The 17,297-nt window shown below is 59.4% G+C and carries 18 protein-coding genes; 12 read left to right on the top strand and 6 right to left on the bottom strand.

Features of this window, described 5'->3' with window-relative positions; all coding sequences use genetic code 11:
• Nucleotides 1-20 precede the first annotated feature (20 nt).
• On the bottom strand, nucleotides 21-1,232 hold the full coding sequence (locus AB4Z52_RS06370; protein ID WP_442217066.1) for an NADP-dependent isocitrate dehydrogenase: 1,212 nt from the start codon (nucleotides 1,230-1,232) through the stop codon (nucleotides 21-23).
• 339 nt (nucleotides 1,233-1,571) lie between these two features.
• Between AB4Z52_RS06370 and AB4Z52_RS06365 the strand changes: the two genes are divergently transcribed.
• The 7 genes from AB4Z52_RS06365 to AB4Z52_RS06335 all read left to right on the top strand — a co-directional run bounded on the left by AB4Z52_RS06365 (nucleotide 1,572) and on the right by AB4Z52_RS06335 (nucleotide 8,058).
• A complete protein-coding gene (locus tag AB4Z52_RS06365; RefSeq protein WP_442217286.1) occupies nucleotides 1,572-2,009 on the top strand; it encodes a hypothetical protein in 438 nt (145 codons plus the stop codon).
• A gap of 69 nt (nucleotides 2,010-2,078) precedes the next feature.
• Nucleotides 2,079-4,067 (top strand): FUSC family protein, encoded by a 1,989-nt coding sequence (locus AB4Z52_RS06360; RefSeq protein WP_442217065.1) that lies wholly within the window; start codon nucleotides 2,079-2,081, stop codon nucleotides 4,065-4,067.
• Between the two features lie 89 nt (nucleotides 4,068-4,156).
• Nucleotides 4,157-4,984 carry an RNA methyltransferase gene (locus tag AB4Z52_RS06355; RefSeq protein ID WP_442217064.1) on the top strand — a complete coding sequence of 276 codons (828 nt, stop codon included), beginning with the start codon at nucleotides 4,157-4,159 and terminating at the stop codon, nucleotides 4,982-4,984.
• On the top strand, nucleotides 4,965-5,765 hold the full coding sequence (murI, locus tag AB4Z52_RS06350; protein WP_442217063.1) for a glutamate racemase: 801 nt from the start codon (nucleotides 4,965-4,967) through the stop codon (nucleotides 5,763-5,765). The genes AB4Z52_RS06355 and murI overlap by 20 nt, the downstream gene beginning before the upstream one ends.
• 49 nt (nucleotides 5,766-5,814) lie before the next feature.
• Nucleotides 5,815-6,036: a type II toxin-antitoxin system RelE/ParE family toxin gene (locus tag AB4Z52_RS06345; RefSeq protein ID WP_442217062.1), complete on the top strand. Its 222-nt coding sequence runs from the start codon at nucleotides 5,815-5,817 to the stop codon at nucleotides 6,034-6,036.
• The gene (locus tag AB4Z52_RS06340) at nucleotides 6,033-6,326 is read left to right on the top strand and encodes a HigA family addiction module antitoxin (protein WP_442217061.1); all 294 of its coding nucleotides are present in this window, start codon (nucleotides 6,033-6,035) and stop codon (nucleotides 6,324-6,326) included. The genes AB4Z52_RS06345 and AB4Z52_RS06340 overlap by 4 nt, the downstream gene beginning before the upstream one ends.
• 214 nt (nucleotides 6,327-6,540) lie before the next feature.
• On the top strand, nucleotides 6,541-8,058 hold the full coding sequence (locus AB4Z52_RS06335; RefSeq protein WP_442217060.1) for a helicase HerA domain-containing protein: 1,518 nt from the start codon (nucleotides 6,541-6,543) through the stop codon (nucleotides 8,056-8,058).
• A 7-nt stretch (nucleotides 8,059-8,065) separates the two neighbouring features.
• Here the strand turns inward: AB4Z52_RS06335 and AB4Z52_RS06330 are convergent, their stop codons facing one another.
• Together AB4Z52_RS06330 and AB4Z52_RS06325 are read right to left on the bottom strand one after the other, a co-directional pair.
• On the bottom strand, nucleotides 8,066-8,509 hold the full coding sequence (locus AB4Z52_RS06330; RefSeq protein ID WP_442217059.1) for a TA system VapC family ribonuclease toxin: 444 nt from the start codon (nucleotides 8,507-8,509) through the stop codon (nucleotides 8,066-8,068).
• Nucleotides 8,506-8,757, bottom strand: coding sequence for a CopG family transcriptional regulator (locus tag AB4Z52_RS06325; protein WP_442217058.1), 252 nt, complete (start codon nucleotides 8,755-8,757; stop codon nucleotides 8,506-8,508). Before AB4Z52_RS06325 ends, AB4Z52_RS06330 begins: the two co-directional genes overlap by 4 nt.
• Before the next feature lie 278 nt (nucleotides 8,758-9,035).
• Here AB4Z52_RS06325 and rpsD point away from each other — a divergent pair, with 278 nt between their 5' ends.
• The 4 genes from rpsD (at nucleotide 9,036) to AB4Z52_RS06305 (ending at nucleotide 12,470) form a co-directional block, all read left to right on the top strand.
• Nucleotides 9,036-9,653, top strand: coding sequence for a 30S ribosomal protein S4 (rpsD, locus tag AB4Z52_RS06320; protein ID WP_111161338.1), 618 nt, complete (start codon nucleotides 9,036-9,038; stop codon nucleotides 9,651-9,653).
• A gap of 68 nt (nucleotides 9,654-9,721) precedes the next feature.
• Entirely contained in the window at nucleotides 9,722-10,651 is a 930-nt protein-coding gene (locus tag AB4Z52_RS06315) for a glutaminase (protein ID WP_442217057.1), read from the top strand.
• 63 nt (nucleotides 10,652-10,714) lie between these two features.
• On the top strand, nucleotides 10,715-11,590 hold the full coding sequence (ttcA, locus tag AB4Z52_RS06310) for a tRNA 2-thiocytidine(32) synthetase TtcA (protein ID WP_442217056.1): 876 nt from the start codon (nucleotides 10,715-10,717) through the stop codon (nucleotides 11,588-11,590).
• 46 nt (nucleotides 11,591-11,636) lie between these two features.
• Nucleotides 11,637-12,470 (top strand): inositol monophosphatase family protein, encoded by an 834-nt coding sequence (locus tag AB4Z52_RS06305; RefSeq protein ID WP_442217055.1) that lies wholly within the window; start codon nucleotides 11,637-11,639, stop codon nucleotides 12,468-12,470.
• Nucleotides 12,471-12,541: 71 nt separating this feature from the next.
• On the opposite strand, the gene AB4Z52_RS06300 is transcribed toward AB4Z52_RS06305, so the two are convergent.
• From AB4Z52_RS06300 to grxD, 3 genes are all read right to left on the bottom strand, one after another.
• On the bottom strand, nucleotides 12,542-13,822 hold the full coding sequence (locus AB4Z52_RS06300) for a multidrug effflux MFS transporter (protein ID WP_442217054.1): 1,281 nt from the start codon (nucleotides 13,820-13,822) through the stop codon (nucleotides 12,542-12,544).
• Between the two features lie 12 nt (nucleotides 13,823-13,834).
• Complete coding sequence (locus AB4Z52_RS06295; RefSeq protein WP_442217285.1) at nucleotides 13,835-15,067, bottom strand: multidrug effflux MFS transporter; 1,233 nt, start codon at nucleotides 15,065-15,067, stop codon at nucleotides 13,835-13,837.
• Between the two features lie 151 nt (nucleotides 15,068-15,218).
• Nucleotides 15,219-15,554, bottom strand: a complete 336-nt coding sequence (gene grxD / locus AB4Z52_RS06290; protein ID WP_442217284.1) for a Grx4 family monothiol glutaredoxin — start codon at nucleotides 15,552-15,554, stop codon at nucleotides 15,219-15,221.
• A 566-nt stretch (nucleotides 15,555-16,120) separates the two neighbouring features.
• On the opposite strand from grxD, the gene AB4Z52_RS06285 reads away from it, so the two are divergent.
• Nucleotides 16,121-17,272 carry a hypothetical protein gene (locus AB4Z52_RS06285; RefSeq protein ID WP_442217053.1) on the top strand — a complete coding sequence of 384 codons (1,152 nt, stop codon included), beginning with the start codon at nucleotides 16,121-16,123 and terminating at the stop codon, nucleotides 17,270-17,272.
• The last annotated feature ends 25 nt before the right edge of the window (nucleotides 17,273-17,297 follow it).

Below are 17,297 nucleotides of genomic sequence, written 5' to 3'. Positions count from 1 at the left end.
GTCGAACTAGAGCGAAAGGCCTATGCCATCGCCTTCTGCAGGTTTTCGTCGATCTTGTCGAGGAAAGCCTCGGTCGACAGCCAAGGCTGCTCGGGGCCGATCAAAAGCGCCAGATCCTTGGTCATGAAGCCGGCTTCGACCGTATCGACGCAGACGGTTTCGAGGGTCGTTGCGAACTTTGCCAATTCGGCATTGTCGTCGAGCTTGGCGCGATGGGCAAGGCCGCGCGTCCAGGCGAAGATCGACGCAATCGAGTTGGTCGAGGTCGCTTGGCCCTTCTGGTGCTGGCGGTAATGGCGGGTGACGGTGCCGTGCGCTGCTTCCGCTTCGACGGTCTTGCCATCTGGTGTCAGGAGGACGGAGGTCATCAGGCCGAGCGAGCCGAAGCCCTGTGCGACGGTGTCGGACTGTACGTCGCCGTCGTAGTTCTTGCAGGCCCAGACGTAGCCGCCGGACCACTTGAGCGCCGAAGCGACCATATCGTCGATCAGGCGGTGTTCGTAGGTGATGCCGGCCTCGGTGAACTGATCCTTGAATTCGTTCTGGAAGACTTCCTCGAACAGGTCCTTGAAGCGGCCGTCATAGGCCTTGAGGATGGTATTCTTCGTTGACAGGTAGACTGGCCACTTGCGCATCAGGCCATACATCATCGAAGCGCGGGCAAATTCGCGGATAGAGTCGTCGAGGTTGTACATGGCCATGGCGACGCCGGAACCGGGAGCGTTGAAGACTTCCTTCTCGATGACCGCTCCGTCTTCGCCGACGAACTTGATTGTCAGCTTGCCCTTGCCCGGGAAGCGGAAGTCGGTGGCGCGGTACTGGTCGCCAAAGGCGTGGCGGCCGACGACGATCGGCTTGGTCCAGCCCGGAACCAGGCGCGGCACGTTCTTGCAGATAATCGGTTCGCGGAAGATGACGCCACCAAGGATATTGCGGATGGTACCGTTTGGCGACTTCCACATTTCCTTGAGGTTGAATTCCTTGACGCGATCTTCGTCCGGCGTGATCGTCGCGCACTTGATGCCAACGCCGTATTTCTTGATGGCGTTGGCGGCATCGATCGTCACTTGGTCGTTGGTGGCGTCGCGGTTCTCGACGGACAGGTCGTAGTAATCGATATCGATATCGAGGTATGGGAAGATCAGCTTATCCTTGATTAGCTGCCAAATGATGCGAGTCATTTCGTCGCCGTCGAGATCGGCTACGGGGTTGGCGACCTTGATCTTCTTCATGTATCTGCCTCGTTCTGCTAATGGGACCGGGTGTCCCGGGGAGTGGGAGTGAAGTCCCTCGCGCTATAGCACCGTGGGGCTGGAACGCAAAGCCGGAAGCGGCGCCGAAACGCCGTTTTTGCGCTCGTGGCCACCATCGGGCTCGCTCGCATTTTTAGAGGCTGCGCCATTGCTAAAGAAACGGATGGAGCTAATGTCGGCCGAACGTTTCAAGGACCTTTACGGATATTTCGCATGTCTAAATTTGCTACAATCGCGCTCTGTGCCTTCTTTGTCTCTCTATCGGTAGGCGCTTCGCCGACGTTCGCCGCCGACCCCGTGGCACCGGTCAAGGAGGTCATGGATGCAACGGCTTCCAACTGGGCGGGTGGCGACAGCGAATGGCAGGACCTCTTTGGACCCGAAAAGCTCAACCGCCTTTACAGCAAGGATTTCATTGCAAAATACGACGCAGCCTCGAAGTTTCCGGCAGTCGACGACGACGGTATCTCGCCATTCGACTATGACGTCATCGTCCAGGGGCAGGATGCTTGCCCGCTCGAAGATGTGACGATCAAGCCGGCCGCGCCGGCCAATGGCAGGACCGAAGTCACGGCAAGGTTCAAGAAGCAGACCTGCATGGGAACGGATGTCGCAAACCAGGCCTATTCGGCAGTTCGATTCGAAGTGGTGGAAGAGGGCGGCAAGGCCGTCATCGACGACATCCTTACCGTGGACGAAAACGGCAAGGACAGCTCGCTCAAGGATACGATGGACAGCATCGTCAAGCAGCAGTAGTGCCTTTTGCCGACGCCTGAGCCTGCTGGGCCTTAGTCGTAAAGATCCTGATCTCGGAGAAGGATATTCATGCAGCTTGGGCATCTGTTTCGCGACTGGCTGGCCGCCAACGACCCGGCCTTCTCGCGACTGCGCCAGGCCCTGCGCGTGACGCTGACAATCGCGTTTTCCTTCTCCATTCTGTTTATCGTCCACGCTGTCATCGTGCCGCTGCCGACGGTTTCCTATGCGCTGGGCATTCTGCTCTCGATCCAGGGCGGATTGACCGTTCGCGACAAGCTGCCGTCCGAGCAACTGGCGACGAGACTGATCGGTTGTCTTGTCAGCGTTGCGGTCGTCAGCCTGGCAGCGGCCCTTGAAGGTGATCGCTACCTCACCGATTTCGCCTTTCTAGTGATTATCTTTGCCGTCAGTTGGGGTCGGTCGCTCGGCGTGCGCTGGAATGCAGTCGGCATGTTTGCCTTCATGTCCTATTTCATGGGCGCCTATTTCCGGCCGACATTTTCGGAAATGCCGCTCGTCGCCCTGGGCAGCGTCGTATCGGTCTTGGTGGCACATGCCGTCAGGATTTTCATGCTTCCCGACAATTGGCGGAGGGATCTGTTGCGGTCGCTTGAGAGCGTGGCAGGCAGGGTCAATCAGATGCTGATGGAACTCGCTGTCGACGTCAGGGCCGGTCCCTTGTCGGAAAGCGCGTTCCGGGCACTGACCCAGTCGGAGGAGCGGTTGAAGGAAGTCGTCCTGATGGCGGAAGGCTTCATCCCGAAACCGACAGACGACACGCTCGCCGCCGATACGCCCGCTTCCGACATCGCCATGCGGCTGTTCGACGTTCATCTGGCGGCGGAAAGTGTTATCGTGCTCAGCCAGCAAAGCGCGCCGTCCTTCGCGCTGGTGCATGCTATCCTCGAGCACGACGAGGGCCTGATTGCATCTCAGACGGCGGGCTTTGAGGTCGCCGGGGCGGATGTGGGCCAGATGGAGACCATTCGGGCGTTGCTGTGGTTGCGGGATGCGCGTGATGTGTTGCTTGAGACCATACAGGATGGGCGTCGAACGGGCTTCAGCGGCGTCGAGGGCGGCGAGACCACGGGTGCTCCCAGGATAAAGTGGCCGCGAATGTCGCTCGATGATACTGCCCTGCGCTCGGCCGTTCAGATCACCCTTGCGACGGGGCTTGCCATGGCAGTCGGCCTATTATTGTCGCGAGATCGATGGTTCTGGGCCGTCCTGACGTCCTTCCTCGTTTTCACCAATACCAGTTCGCGGGGCGATACGGCGCTCAAGGCGTTGCAGCGCTCCGTGGGAACCGTGCTGGGGATCGCGATCGGCATGGGGCTGGCATTACTGGTCGTTGGGCATATGGTTCTGGCTATTGCAATCTGTGTTGTTTCGATCTTCCTCGCCTTCTATTTCGTGCAGGTCTCCTATGGCGCGATGACGTTTTTCATCACCATCGTGCTCTGCCTGATCTACGGCATGACGGGCGCGCTGACGTTCGATCTTCTGGGACTTCGTATCGGCGAGACGATCATCGGCGCCACGGCTGGAACGCTCGTCGCCTTTTTCGTCTTTCCATCGCGAACACGTGCGACACTCGATATCGCTCTGTTGAAGTGGTTCGATGCGCTGCGGGCGCTCATGAAAGCAGCCTTTGCCAACGGTCCCGGGCTGGAGGTTATCCAGCTTTCGCAAGCGCTCGACGCCGCCTATCGCGATCTTACGACCGCTGCTAAGCCGCTCGGCTCCTCCTGGTATCTCGTCAGGCGCCCCGGACATATCCGCCAGACGCTGGCGATCTTCATGGCTTGCACCTATTGGGCGCGTATTTTTGCAAAGAACATCGCCTTTTCCCGGGATGATCCGGATGGGCAGATCCACGACAATGTGGAGGGCACGCTGCGTAAGCTGGATGAGATTGCTCCACGTGGCTCGGATTGCTTTTTTGTCACCCGCAAGATGCCGCGCTCGGCCGGCCAGCATCTTCCGCTATCGCGCGGCGGCACGCGGCTCGGCATCGAGATGGTAGGCTCAATGCTCGACCGGCTTTATCCTTGAGGCCGGAGCCGCCTTTGGGCTTGCCGTTTTCCAGCAGCGCGGCTATTTCGCTGAAGAATTGCGCGGTGGCGCGCGCCAGGGATCATTTCATGTCGGGTACAAATAGCGAGCGCGAGCTTCTGGCCGAAGGGCCGGTCATCATTCTTGTCGAGCCCCAGATGGGCGAGAACATCGGGATGGTGGCGCGCGCCATGGCGAATTTCGGCCTTGCCGAGCTGCGGCTTGTCAATCCGCGGGATGGCTGGCCGAACGAGAAGGCGCAGGCCGCCGCATCGAAGGCCGATCACGTCATCGAGGGGACGCGCGTATTTCCGACCTTGGAAGAAGCGATCGCGGACCTGAATTTCGTCTACGCAACAACGGCGCGGGAGCGCTACGGCTACAAGCCGGTTCGCTCGCCGGTCGCGGCCGCAGAGACGCTGAGGGCGAAATTTGCGGCGGGCGAGGGGGTCGGCATATTGTTCGGCCGCGAGCGCTGGGGGCTCACCAACGAGGAAGTGGCACTCGCCGACGAGATCGTCACATTCCCCGTCAATCCGGCATTCGCCTCGCTGAACATTGCCCAGGCGGTGCTGCTGATGTCCTATGAGTGGATGAAGTCGGGCATGGAAGACCTGAGCGCCACCGCCTTTGCCGCGAACCGCCAGCGTCCATCGACAAAGGAGCAATTGTTTGGCCTGTTCAACCAGGTCGAGGAGGCGTTGGAATCCCGCAACTATTTCCATCCGGTCGAGAAAAAGCCGAAAATGATCGACAATCTGCGCGCAGTCTTTTCGCGCCAGGCCTTTACCGAGCAGGAAATCAGCGTATTGCGCGGCGTAATTTCGTCCCTCGACCGGTTTCCGCGCAGACTGCCGCGCGGCGGCCGCACCACTGTTGTCAAGGAAAAGCCGCGCGATGACAGCGAAGACGACTGAGCTAAAGCCCGTCCTGGTGTTCGATTCGGGCATCGGCGGCCTCACGGTGTTGCGCGAGGCGCGGGTGTTGATGCCCGAGCGGGGCTTTATCTATGTTGCCGACGATGCGGGCTTTCCCTATGGCGGATGGGAGGAACAGGCGCTCAAGCAACGCATCATCGCTCTGTTTGCCAGATTGCTGCAGGAGCATGATCCCGAACTCTGCATCATCGCCTGCAATACCGCATTCACGCTCATCGGCGCCGATCTGCGAGCCGCCTTTCCCGATATGACCTTTGTCGGCACGGTGCCCGCGATCAAACCGGCAGCGGAGCGGACGCGCTCGGGCCTGGTCTCGGTGCTTGCCACGCCAGGCACGGTCAAGCGCGCCTATACGCGCGACCTTATCCAATCGTTTGCAAGCCAATGCCATGTGCGGTTGGTTGGCTCTGAGAACCTGGCGCGGATGGCGGAAGCCTATATTCGCGGCGAAACAATCTGCGATGCGGCGGTCCTAGCCGAGATCGACCATTGCTTCGTCGAGAAGGACGGAAGACGAACCGACATCGTCGTGCTGGCCTGCACCCACTATCCCTTCATGGCCAATCTTTTCCGCCGCCTCGCCCCGTGGCCGGTCGACTGGCTTGATCCGGCGGAAGCTATTGCCCGCCGGGCCCGTAGCCTCATTCCTCAGGTGGCCGACGCCGTCCACCCCGACAATTTCGACTTCGCGCAGTTGACCTCCGGCAACCCCGATTTTGCTACACGGCGTCTGATGCAGGGTTTTGGGTTGAGGGCTTGAGAAGCCAAGAGCCAGTTACATCGTGTAACGATACGCAATACATCGCGGAATGATCGTTGGATTTCGGCACAAAGGCTTGGAGGCTTTTTACCGGACCGGGCCTGTTTGGGGAATTCAGGCGGCATATGCTGCAGACTTGTCGCGAATCTTGTCCGCGCTGGACGTCGCCGCCATATCGGCAGAGCTCTATTTGCCGTCCTTCAAGCTGCACCCGCGCAAGGGAAAGCTAAAGACCATTGGTCGATCTGGGGGAATGGCAACTGGCGCGTGACGTTTCGCTTTGCGGGGGCGGACGTTGAACTGGTGGATTATGTCGACAATCACCAAGAGGCTTACATGATGATGAAATCTCCTGCGCATCCAGGTGAATTGCTCCGGAAGGACATCTTGGTACCGCTTGGGCTTCTGGTGAGGGAGGCCGCTGAGCGGCTCAGCATATCGCGCGTTGCGCTTTCCCGAGTTCTGAACGGCCGGGTGGCGATCAGCCCGGATCTGGCGATCCGCCTTGAGCTTGCCGGAGTTGGTACGGCGCGGTTCTGGATGGGTTTGCAGGCAGATTAGGACCTTGGCCCAAGCTTTGAAGCATGATCAGCCGCCCGTCAAAACATTGCAGGACAAGGTTGCCTGACCCGGCGGCTTCTACAGCAAAACAATCCCCTGTGAATTTCGCAATTGCTTTCGCGATTGCCCGCGAATTCTCTGATAGACGGGGTCGCGGCGTTCCGGAACAATGGGCGTTCGCGCATTTTTGAGTCTGTCTGAACGAGGTGAAGCATTGCAGGTCGGTATCGACATGGGAACGGCGTCCGGGGGGACTTCGGCCACGCTCGATATCGAGGAACTGCTGGCGACGCGTTTGCTTGTTCAGGGCAATTCCGGCTCGGGGAAGTCGCATCTGCTGCGTCGCCTGCTCGAGCAATCGGCGCGATGGGTGCAGCAATGCATCATCGACCCCGAGGGCGATTTCGTTACGCTTTCGGATAGATTCGGCCATGTGATCGTCGATGGCGAACGTTCGGAAGCAGAACTTACCGGCATTGCCAACCGCATCCGCCAGCACCGCGTTTCCTGTGTCCTCACCCTTGAGGGGCTGGATATCGAGCAACAGATGCGCGCGGCGGCCGCCTTCCTCAACGGCATGTTCGATGCCGATCGCGAATATTGGTACCCTGTTCTGGTCGTGGTCGACGAGGCGCAGATGTTTGCGCCTTCCGTTGCCGGCGACGTTTCGGAAGATGCCCGCAAGATGTCGCTGGGGGCGATGACCAACCTGATGTGCCGCGGGCGCAAACGCGGACTTGCCGGCGTCATCGCCACGCAGCGGCTGGCAAAGCTTGCCAAGAACGTGGCAGCCGAAGCCTCCAACTTCCTGATGGGCCGCACCTTTCTCGATATCGACATGGCGCGAGCGGCCGATCTGCTCGGCATGGATCGCCGCCAGGCGGAGATGTTTCGTGACCTGAAGCGCGGTAACTTCGTGGCGCTCGGACCGGCGCTGTCGCGTCGGCCGATGCCGATCACGATCGGCACGGTCGAGACCTCGGCGCGTTCGTCCAGTCCCAAGCTGATGCCGCTTCCCGACGCAAAGGCCGATGTCGAAGACCTGATCTTTACGCCGGATCCGGAAGAGTTCCAGCGCCCCGTTGCGCGTCGCACCCCGCCGGCGCCGCGTCCGACGACGGATATCCTGGCCGAACTTTCGCGCTCGGTGCCGGCCGGCAGTGCTGGAGAGGGCGAACCGCGGACTGCCCGAGCGGAGATTTCCAAGGAGGACCGCGAGGAGCGACTTGCGGCCGTGCTCTCTGAGATCCTCAACGATGCAGGTTCGGCTTTCCGAACTGATTCAGTGCTTTACCAGGAGTTTCTCGTTCGGTTACGCATGCGCCGCCTTCCCGGTTCGCCGTTGTCGCTACCCGATTTTCGCCGCCGCGTGGCGATTTCGCGCTCCGGGGTCGACGCCGAGACGGCGGTAAGTGAGAGCTGGACCACGGCGCTCTCGATGTCAGCGGGTGTTACCGACGACCTGCAAGGCGTGTTCCTGATGCTGGCAAAGGCGGCAATCCGGGGAGAGGCCTGCCCCTCGGACGCACGGATTGCCCGAGCCTATGGCACCCACTCTGCCCGACGGGCCCGCAGGCTGCTGAGCTATTTCGAAGAGCAGGGCAGCGTCGTCGTCCACACGGACTTTTCCGGCAAGCGTGTCGTCGCGTTCCCAGACATGGACTGCCAGACCGCGCCGGGCGATCCGAATGCGCCTGACGTTGCGGATGGCGAGCAGACGGCTGCTGAGTAGGGGCCGGCTATCTCGCGTAGTCAGCGATGATGTGAAGCGCTTCTTTGCCGCCCTTTACCGCGGAGACTGAGAGACGCTGGCCGAAAGTTGCCAGAAATCCTCCATGAGACTGGGAAAGCGCGAGTAGGTAGCTGTAAGTAATGTGGCCGGGGGTGCGCAATTTCCGTGCGTCTATCAAGGCGCCATCCAGAATGCTGATGTCGTCTGGCCAGAAATGGTCGCCGGATAGCTCTCGCATATTAAAAAGCAGCTTGGATGTGACAGCGGGCGTTCCGGGGAAACTCGGATAGTATGGCTCACTCAAGATTCGAATAACGCCGTTTTCAACAATCGGGCAGGTATCCCAACTCTCGCTGCCAACAATTTCGAACCAGCGATGTGCAACATCATGCTTTACCTGGTCCGGGTCGAACAGCGCGATAAGGACATTTACATCCACCAGAAACGTCATAGTTGTTCGTTGCGGAGCTTGTTGACAAATTCCAGAGTGATTGGCGGACTTCCCGGCTTGTGCGTCAACAATGGAATACCGTTTCGCTCGCGCGTCGGCGGGGATCGATTAAGTTGGCGGCGAGCCAGATCCGAAATAACATCACCCATGCTGCGCCTTTGCAGCACTGCCATTGCTTTGGCGGCTGCTAGCACATCGTCATCAATGGCACGTGTCTTCGCATCAATGTTCGTCCTTGCATCAGTCATCACGCATCAATTGTCACAATTCCCTTTGCGGCTCAACGATAGCCTTTACAAAAGGAAGATGGAATTGCCTCATCGCAGTTGACAATTCCACGACTTCTGCCTAAAGACCGCTCCAACGCCGGGCAGAAATGTCCGGTGTTTTATTTGACATGTCCCGTGGTCCGTCCGTTCGCTAATGTGATGAACCTGTCAGAACTCTTAAATCAGGGTTCAAAGGAGGGCGTGTTTCCTTAACTGGTTTGTCAACAAACCGGTTTAACACTATGAAAGGAAATACGATGAGCAAGCGCGAATCGTCCAAGTACAAAATCGACCGCCGTATGGGCGAAAACATCTGGGGCCGCCCGAAGTCGCCGGTCAACCGTCGCGAATACGGACCTGGCCAGCATGGTCAGCGCCGCAAGGGCAAGCTTTCCGATTTCGGCGTGCAGCTTCGCGCTAAGCAGAAGCTCAAGGGCTACTATGGCGACCTGCGCGAAAAGCAGTTCCGCGCCATCTTCGCTGAAGCCGACCGCCGCAAGGGCGACACGTCCGAAAACCTGATCGGCCTGCTCGAGTCGCGTCTCGACGCGATCGTCTACCGCGCCAAGTTCGTTCCGACGGTCTTTGCTGCCCGTCAGTTTGTCAACCATGGCCACGTCACGGTCAACGGCGTCCGTGTCAACATCGGTTCCTACCGTTGCAAAGCCGGCGACGTCATCGAAGTTCGCCAGAAGTCGAAGCAGCTGGTGACGGTTCTCGAAGCCGTTAGCCTCGCTGAACGCGATGTTCCAGACTACATCGAAGCCGACCACAACAAGATGGTTGCGACCTTCGCCCGCGTGCCGACCCTTGCCGACGTTCCTTACGCTGTCGTGATGGAACCGCATCTGGTCGTGGAATTCTATTCGCGCTAATAAACGCGGACTGTATTTCGAACGGACAAGCCGCTCATCAGGGCGGCTTTTTCGTATTCGGAGGATGGATGATGGACCTGCAAGCGATATTGGACGGCATTCATGCCGAGCTTTTGCCTCGCCTCGGCGAGGGCAAGGTCGCAGATTATATTCCGGAGCTGGCCAAGGTCGATCCGCGCCAGTTTGGCTTGGCAATCGCGACTGTGGACGGCCAGGTCCACCGCGTCGGCGATGCCGAGGCGCCGTTTTCCATCCAGAGTATTTCAAAGGTCTTCATGCTAACGCTGGCGCTCGGCAAGGTCGGCGAGCAGCTGTGGACCCGCGTCGGTCGCGAGCCTTCGGGCTCGGCCTTCAATTCCATCGTCCAACTCGAGCATGAATCGGGCATTCCGCGCAACCCGTTCATAAACGCCGGCGCGATCGCGATCAGCGATGTCGTGCTTTCCGGCCATGCGCCGCGTGAAGCAATCGGCGAGCTGCTTCGGTTCGTGCGCTATCTCGCCGACGATGATGCGGTCACGATCGACGAGAAAGTTGCCCGCTCCGAGACGCAGACCGGTTTCCGCAATTTCGCTCTTGCAAATTTCATGCGTTCCTATGGCAATCTCGATCACCCGGTCGAGCATGTGCTCGGCGTCTATTTTCACCAATGCGCGCTGTCGATGAATTGCATCCAGCTGGCAAAGGCCGGGCTCTATCTTGCCGCTCGCGGCAGCAACCCCGCGACCGGGCATTCGGTCGTTTCACCGAAGCGGGCGCGACGCATCAACGCGTTGATGCTTACCTGCGGCCACTATGATGGGTCGGGCGATTTTGCCTACCATGTCGGCCTGCCGGGCAAGAGCGGCGTCGGCGGCGGCATCATGGCGGTCGCGCCTGGCATCGCTTCGATCGCGGCTTGGTCTCCGGGCCTCAACAAGGTCGGCAATTCGCAGCTGGGCGCGGTTGCGCTGGAAATGCTGGCAGCGCGCACCGGATGGTCCGTGTTCGGCGATTGAGCCGGTGACTTGCGATGGCAATGTCTGCTATGGGCTGCGGTGAGATTTCGATGGGACGGCAGGATGAATATTGCAACGACCGTGACCGGCGATCACGACATCGAATTGGACGACGGCAGCTCGCCTTCGCATCCGCTTTTTGCCGATGTGCCGCGTTCGGTGTCCTTCAACAAGCTGCGCAAACGGCTCTTGCGCCAGGTGCGGCAGGCCCTTGACGATTTCAAGATGCTGAAGGGCCAGCAACGCTGGCTTGTCGGTCTCTCCGGCGGCAAGGATTCCTATGGCCTACTGTCGATCCTGCTCGACCTGAAGTGGCGCGGGCTATTGCCGGTCGAGCTCATTGCCTGCAATCTCGATCAGGGGCAGCCGAATTTTCCAAAGCATGTGCTGCCTGAATATCTTACCCGGATCGGCGTCGAACATCGCATCGAGTATCGGGACACCTATTCGATCGTGAAGGACAAGGTTCCCGAGGGTGGGACCTATTGCTCGCTCTGTTCGCGCCTTCGTCGCGGCAACCTCTATCGCATCGCGCGCGAGGAAGGGTGCCAGGCGTTGGTGCTCGGTCATCATCGCGAAGACATCCTCGAGACATTCTTCATGAATTTCTTCCACGGCGGACGGCTGGCCTCGATGCCGGCCAAGCTGCTCAACGATGAAGGCGACCTCATGCTGCTGCGGCCGCTTGCCTATTGCGCCGAGGACGACCTTGCCAAGTTCGCCGTGGCGATGGAGTTCCCCATCATTCCATGCGACCTCTGCGGCTCCCAGGACGGCCTTCAGCGCAATGCGATGAAGGATATGCTTGCCGATATAGAGCGCCGCATGCCGGGCCGAAAGGATACGATGCTGAGGGCGCTTGCACATGTGAACCCGTCGCATCTGCTCGATTCGAAACTTTTCGACTTTTCCAGCCTTGCCGTCACCGAACCGTTATGAAGGTTCGGCTATCACGTCGGCGTCTTTCATAATCAGCAGGTTGCCAATGAGCATTTCCGAAAAAGAAATCACTTTTCTTGCGGGCTTGGTGCGTCGAGCCGGCGAGCTGGACATCATGCCGCGGTTCCGAAATCTGGCCTCGAGCGATATCGCGCAGAAGACATCCTCGATCGACCTCGTCACCGAGGCGGATCTGCTGGCAGAAAAGCGGATTACCCAAGCATTGCGCGAACGCTTTCCCACTGCGCTGATCGTCGGCGAGGAAGCATACGAGGCCGACAAGTCCGTGGTGCCGGCGCTTGCCGATGCCGAGCTTGCGTTCGTCATCGATCCCGTGGACGGGACCTACAACTTCGCTTCCGGTCTCCCAGTCTTTGGAAGCATTCTTGCGGTGGTCGTTCGCGGAGAAACGGTGGCGGGGATCATTCATGACCCGGTGCTTGGCGATACGCTCACGTCGATCCGCGGCGCTGGGGCGCATCTGCAACGCAAGGATGGTCAGGCGGCGCGGCTCAATGTGGCCGCCCCTGCTGCCTTGAGTGAGATGGCTTGTGCCGTGGCATGGAGCCATATGGACGAGCCCGATCGCTCGCGTGTCGCCGCCAACATTGCCAAGACGCGCCTAGGTTTCTACTATAATTGTTCGGCCTACGAATATTGGATGGTCGCGTCCGGCAAAGTGCATTTTATCAGCCACACAAAGCTAATGCCGTGGGACCATCTGGCAGGTGTCCTCATCCAGCAGGAAGCCGGTGGCCATACGGCGAAATTCGACGGATCGCCCTATCTGCCCGGAGACGTCTCCGGCGGCATCATTTCTGCACCCGACATGGAAAGCTGGCGGATGATCCGCCGCGAGATCATCGGCTACCGCGCGTAACGACGGTTCGCCCTATCACCGTATGCACGAAGAACCCCGCTGAGCGATGGCTGGGCGGGGTTTTCCTTTGATCAGACGTGTCCGGCGCCTGGTTCCAGCTGCGGATCGTCTCCAGGATGTGTAAAGAGCTTTCCGTTTTCGGCCCAGAGTGTCGCGGCGATCGTCAAGGCTCCGAACAGAGCGAAGCCGGCAAACAGCGGGCGTACCGTGCCATCGAACAACTGACCAACTGCACCGCCGACAAGCGCACCGCCCGTGGTCGAGACGAAGCCGGTGATCGCCGTCGCGGTTCCTGCCAGATGTCCCATGGGCTCCAGGCTGATGGCCGTGAAGTTGGTGGCGATGACGGCGAACATCATCAACAGGACGGAAAACGCTACGTAGCTGAAGACGAACTGCGGTTTGCCGATGAGCGCTATGACATAGGCGAAGATAGCCAGGGCCGTGAAGATGATCATCGCCACATGCGAAATACGGCGCATGCCAAAGCGGCGGACGAAGAAGCCGTTGGCAAAATTCGCAACAGCAATGCCACCGGCAGTCGCTGCAAATGCAATGGGAAGCCAATCGCCGAGCCCGTAGACCTCGCCGAAGACCTGCTGGACAGAGGTGATGTAAGCACAGATCACGCCGCTGAAGAGCGTGAGCCCGATCATGTAGCCGCAGGTGATGCGGTTGCCCAGAACTGTCCTGAAGCCTGATATTACAGAGCTGACGGAGAGGGGCAATCGCTCTTCAGCTGGCAAGGATTCCTTCAATCTCAAGAACGCCCAGACGAACAGGGCAGCTCCAGCCGCACCGAGCAGGATGAAGATCCACTGCCAATGCGCGTAGGTGACGATCAGCTGGCCGATGGAGGGCGCGACGATCGGCACGATCATGAAGACGATCATGACGTAGGACATGACCCGCGCCATCTCTCGGCCGCCGAAGCAATCGCGGACGATTGCCATTGTGGTGATGCGCACGGCGGCAGCACCCATGCCCTGTGCAAAGCGGATCGCCAGCAACATTGATAGGCTGGTGCTCCAGGATGCGGCAAACATCGTCACCACGTAGAATGCAAGGCCTCCAAGCAGGATCTTCCGTCGGCCCAGGGTGTCGGACAAGCTGCCGAAGAACAGCTGCGATATGCCGAAGCCAAGGAAATAAACGCCGATCACGAGCTGAGGATCGTTGGCGTTCGTGACGCCGAGCGATTGGCCGATCTTCGGTAGCGCAGGCAGCATGCTGTCAATGGCGAGAGCCACGCTTGCGGTCATCAGGGCGATCGTGACGATGAACTCGACCAGGCCAAGGCCAATGCGGGCCGAGCCCTGCGGTTCTGCGTGCGGTATATGGGTGGGGTTCATGACGTGGGCCTGTCAGTGGAGGGCAAGGGTGCTATCGGCGGGTGGCGGCGCATTCTGCGGACGGAAGAGCTTGCCCTTCTCGGCGATCAGGACGAAGAACAGGCCGATGACGGACACTGCAAAATAGCCTGTCACCATTGGTGTTGCGGTTCCGTTGAACGTCTGGCCGATTGCAGCGCCGATGAGCGCGCCGCCGACCGTGCTCATGAAGCCGAGGACGGAAGAGGCGGTGCCGGCGACATGGCCGAGAGGCTCCATCGCCAGCGAATTGAAGTTTGATCCGATCCAGCCGAACTGAAACATCGCCAGCGCGAAGAAGAACATGAAGAGCGCGAAGGGCATCGGCCCCGAGCCCAGCAACTGAACCAGCAGCCATATCGACGTAATTGCGACAAAGCCGAGCAATGCCGCGTGCGACAGCCGCCGCATGCCGAAGCGGCCGACGAGCTGCGAATTGACGAAGGATGAGAAGGCCATGAACACCGCGACGCCGGAGAAGGCGAGCGGCGAATAGATCCCGAGCTTGTAGATGCCGACATAGATCTGTTGCGCCGAATTGATGAAGCCGAACAGTGCGCCATAGATGAATGTGCTGGCAATGGTGTAGCAGAGCGCGACACGGTTGGTGAGAACGATGACGAAGCCGGCCGCGACCGACTTCACCGTGAACGGTCTGACGTCGTCGGGATGCAAGGTGTCCGGCATGCGGAAATACATCCAGATCAGGACGCCGACGGCAACTGTAGCGATGAAAACGAAGATCATATGCCAGGTGCTGAAGAGCATGATGATCTGTCCCGTGCCGGGCGCGATAACCGGAACGATCATGAAAACCATCATGATGAGCGACATGACCTCGGCCATCTGCCGGCCGCCGTAGATGTCGCGGACGATCGAAATGGTGATGACGCGGGTCGCCGCGGCGCCGAGACCCTGAATGAAGCGGAGCGTCAGCAGGCCGACGAAGGATGGGATGACTGCGATGCCGATTGCCGAAAAAATGTAGACGGCAAGCCCGATCAACAGGGGCAGGCGTCGGCCGAAACGATCTGACAGGGGGCCGTAGAAAAGTTGCGCGCCGCCGAAGCCGAGGAGATAGGCGGAGACGATATACTGCCGGTGGTTTTCATTATCGACGCCGAGGCTGGAGCCGATTTGCTGGAGTGCGGGCAGCATGATGTCGATCGCCAGTGCGTTCAGCGCCATCAGCAGCGCTGCGAGCGTGATGAACTCGGCCTTGCGCATCGGCGTCCGGCCCGCGGACACCGCCTGTAGTGAATTCGTCACGACGTAGATCCCATAAACAGGCCCATGAACAGGGCAAGGCGCTGCCCGGAGGCAGCGCCTTCATATTCAAACGGAATGTGGAAACCGGACGAAAGGGCCCGGTGACCGATCAGGCGGCGCCGCGAACGGTGATGCCGTGTTCCTGGAAGTGCTGCTGCAATTCGCCCGCCTGGAACATCTCGCGGATGATGTCGCAGCCACCGATGAACTCGCCCTTCACATAAAGCTGAGGGATGGTGGGCCAATTCGAGTATTCCTTGATGCCCTGGCGAATCTCCGCATCTGCCAGGACGTTCACGCCCTTGTAATCGACGCCGATGTAATCGAGGATCTGGACAACCTGGCCGGAGAAGCCACACTGCGGAAACTGCGGGGTGCCCTTCATGAAAAGAACGACGTCGCTGCTCTTTACTTCGTTATCGATGAATTCGTGGATGCCGCTCATAAATGTTCCTTTCACATGCGGGGTCAAGGCCCACAGCTTGGTTCGTGCGATTTTAATAGCATGTGGTGGTTTGATTTCCAGCCGCAATAATGCATAGCGGCTTTTTTTCATCGAGGGGTCAGGCGTGCAAATGGCCCAATCCGCATAATTTGCGCATGGAGCCGTTGCAAGGCAAGCGCCCGATCGCGAGGCTTGAGAGTGAGCAAGGCAGGCTTTGTGCCGGGAATTGCGGATTCCTGGTCCACTGCACGCTTGGTAACTAGGTGTTTTCACAGGCTAAAGATTGGGGCGTTCATGCACTGGCAGGTTGCGGGATTTTCAGGGAAAATCGGCCGTTTTCAGTCGATATTTGCCCTCCCGAAAGATCTCAGGCATGTGCCAGTGCGTTTGATTCTGAAGTTCCAGTCGTCGCGGCCTGCCGCGTTCCGTTCTATTAATTCTGAGAGGTTTGCGGTAGCTAGGTGTCCAAATTGCCTGTTGAGCGCTGCCTCCAAACGAACTGCCATGAAAAAGCCCCGGGAGGGTGGTGCTGACAGGCTCCGCATACCCACCTCATCGGAAATAATATGAACAGCGTTGAAAAGAGGGTGGTTCTCCACTTCCCCGGCTTCGAACCCTTGGATGCCGCCGCCCATCGGGCCCGCTACGCTCGCTCGGCAAAACAGAGCGCTTCGGCATGGAACTACTCAGCAGATCTGGGAGAGCTGGAGGATTTTGGAGCTGCTCCCTATTTTGATGTGCAGACAAGGGGTGGGGCGTGGGAAACCCATAGCCGAATTCACGTGCTCGACCACAACGAGATCGTCAATCGGCTCAACAGCCGCAGTCTGGTCGTACGGCTGGTGATGGGATATCTGGCGGCCCTGCGTGTTGCGTTTGGCGGCGGGCTCGTTGGATATTTTCGTCACGCGTGGCGCTTCGGCCTGTTTTTCATTTTCCCGTTTTTGCTGGTTGTCGCCGGCTTGCTGACCAGCCTGCTTTTCGTGCTCCTGCTCCGCGATGTTGGTCTTCCGAGCTGGAGCCTGCTCGTGACCGTTCCCGCGGCGTTGGCGTTCTTTGTCTACATCTATCTGCCGCAGGCGGAGCGATTGCACACGCTGCATCTCTTTTCCGACTGGGAGCTGGCTGTTGCCATGGCGGCATCAAACGATGCCAGCGTCGAGCGCTGGATAGAGGCCTGTGCAGAAAGTGCCCGTCAGGCGCTCGACCAGCCTGCGGATGAATACGTGATCTCGTCGCACAGCATGGGGTCAAGCGCTGCGGTGCATGTGATCGGTCTGCTGCTGGAGCGGGAGCCAGAGCTCTTCGCCGGCAAGCGCGTCGTCTTCAGCACGCTAGGCAGCGCGATCCTGCAATGCGCCTTGCTGCGATCAGCGTCGCGTCTTCGCTCCCGCGTCGGTCTGATCGCCCGCTGTGACCAAATATTCTGGACCGACGTCCACTGCCTGACCGACGCCATCCATTTCTACAAGACGCGCGTTGCAGCGGTCTGCGGCGACGCTGACGCCCCGCAGGCGACAATTCTCTTCATCCGCTTCAAGACGATGCTGACAGGCGAGCATTATCGCCGGATCAAGACGGATTTCCTGAGGGTGCATCGCCAGTATGTGCTTGGCCCGGACCATCGCGCATCCTTCGACTTCACCTTGATGACGGCAGGGCCGCTATCGGCGGCCGATTTTGCCGGCTTCACGCAATCGAAGATGCCGCCTCTCTGAGCGAGCGACGCCCTTTCGTCTCGGC

The sequence above is a fragment of the Rhizobium sp. 2YAF20 genome (genome assembly GCF_052114685.1).
Classification (GTDB): domain Bacteria; phylum Pseudomonadota; class Alphaproteobacteria; order Rhizobiales; family Rhizobiaceae; genus Rhizobium.
This window is presented reverse-complemented; position numbering and strand designations above follow the sequence as displayed.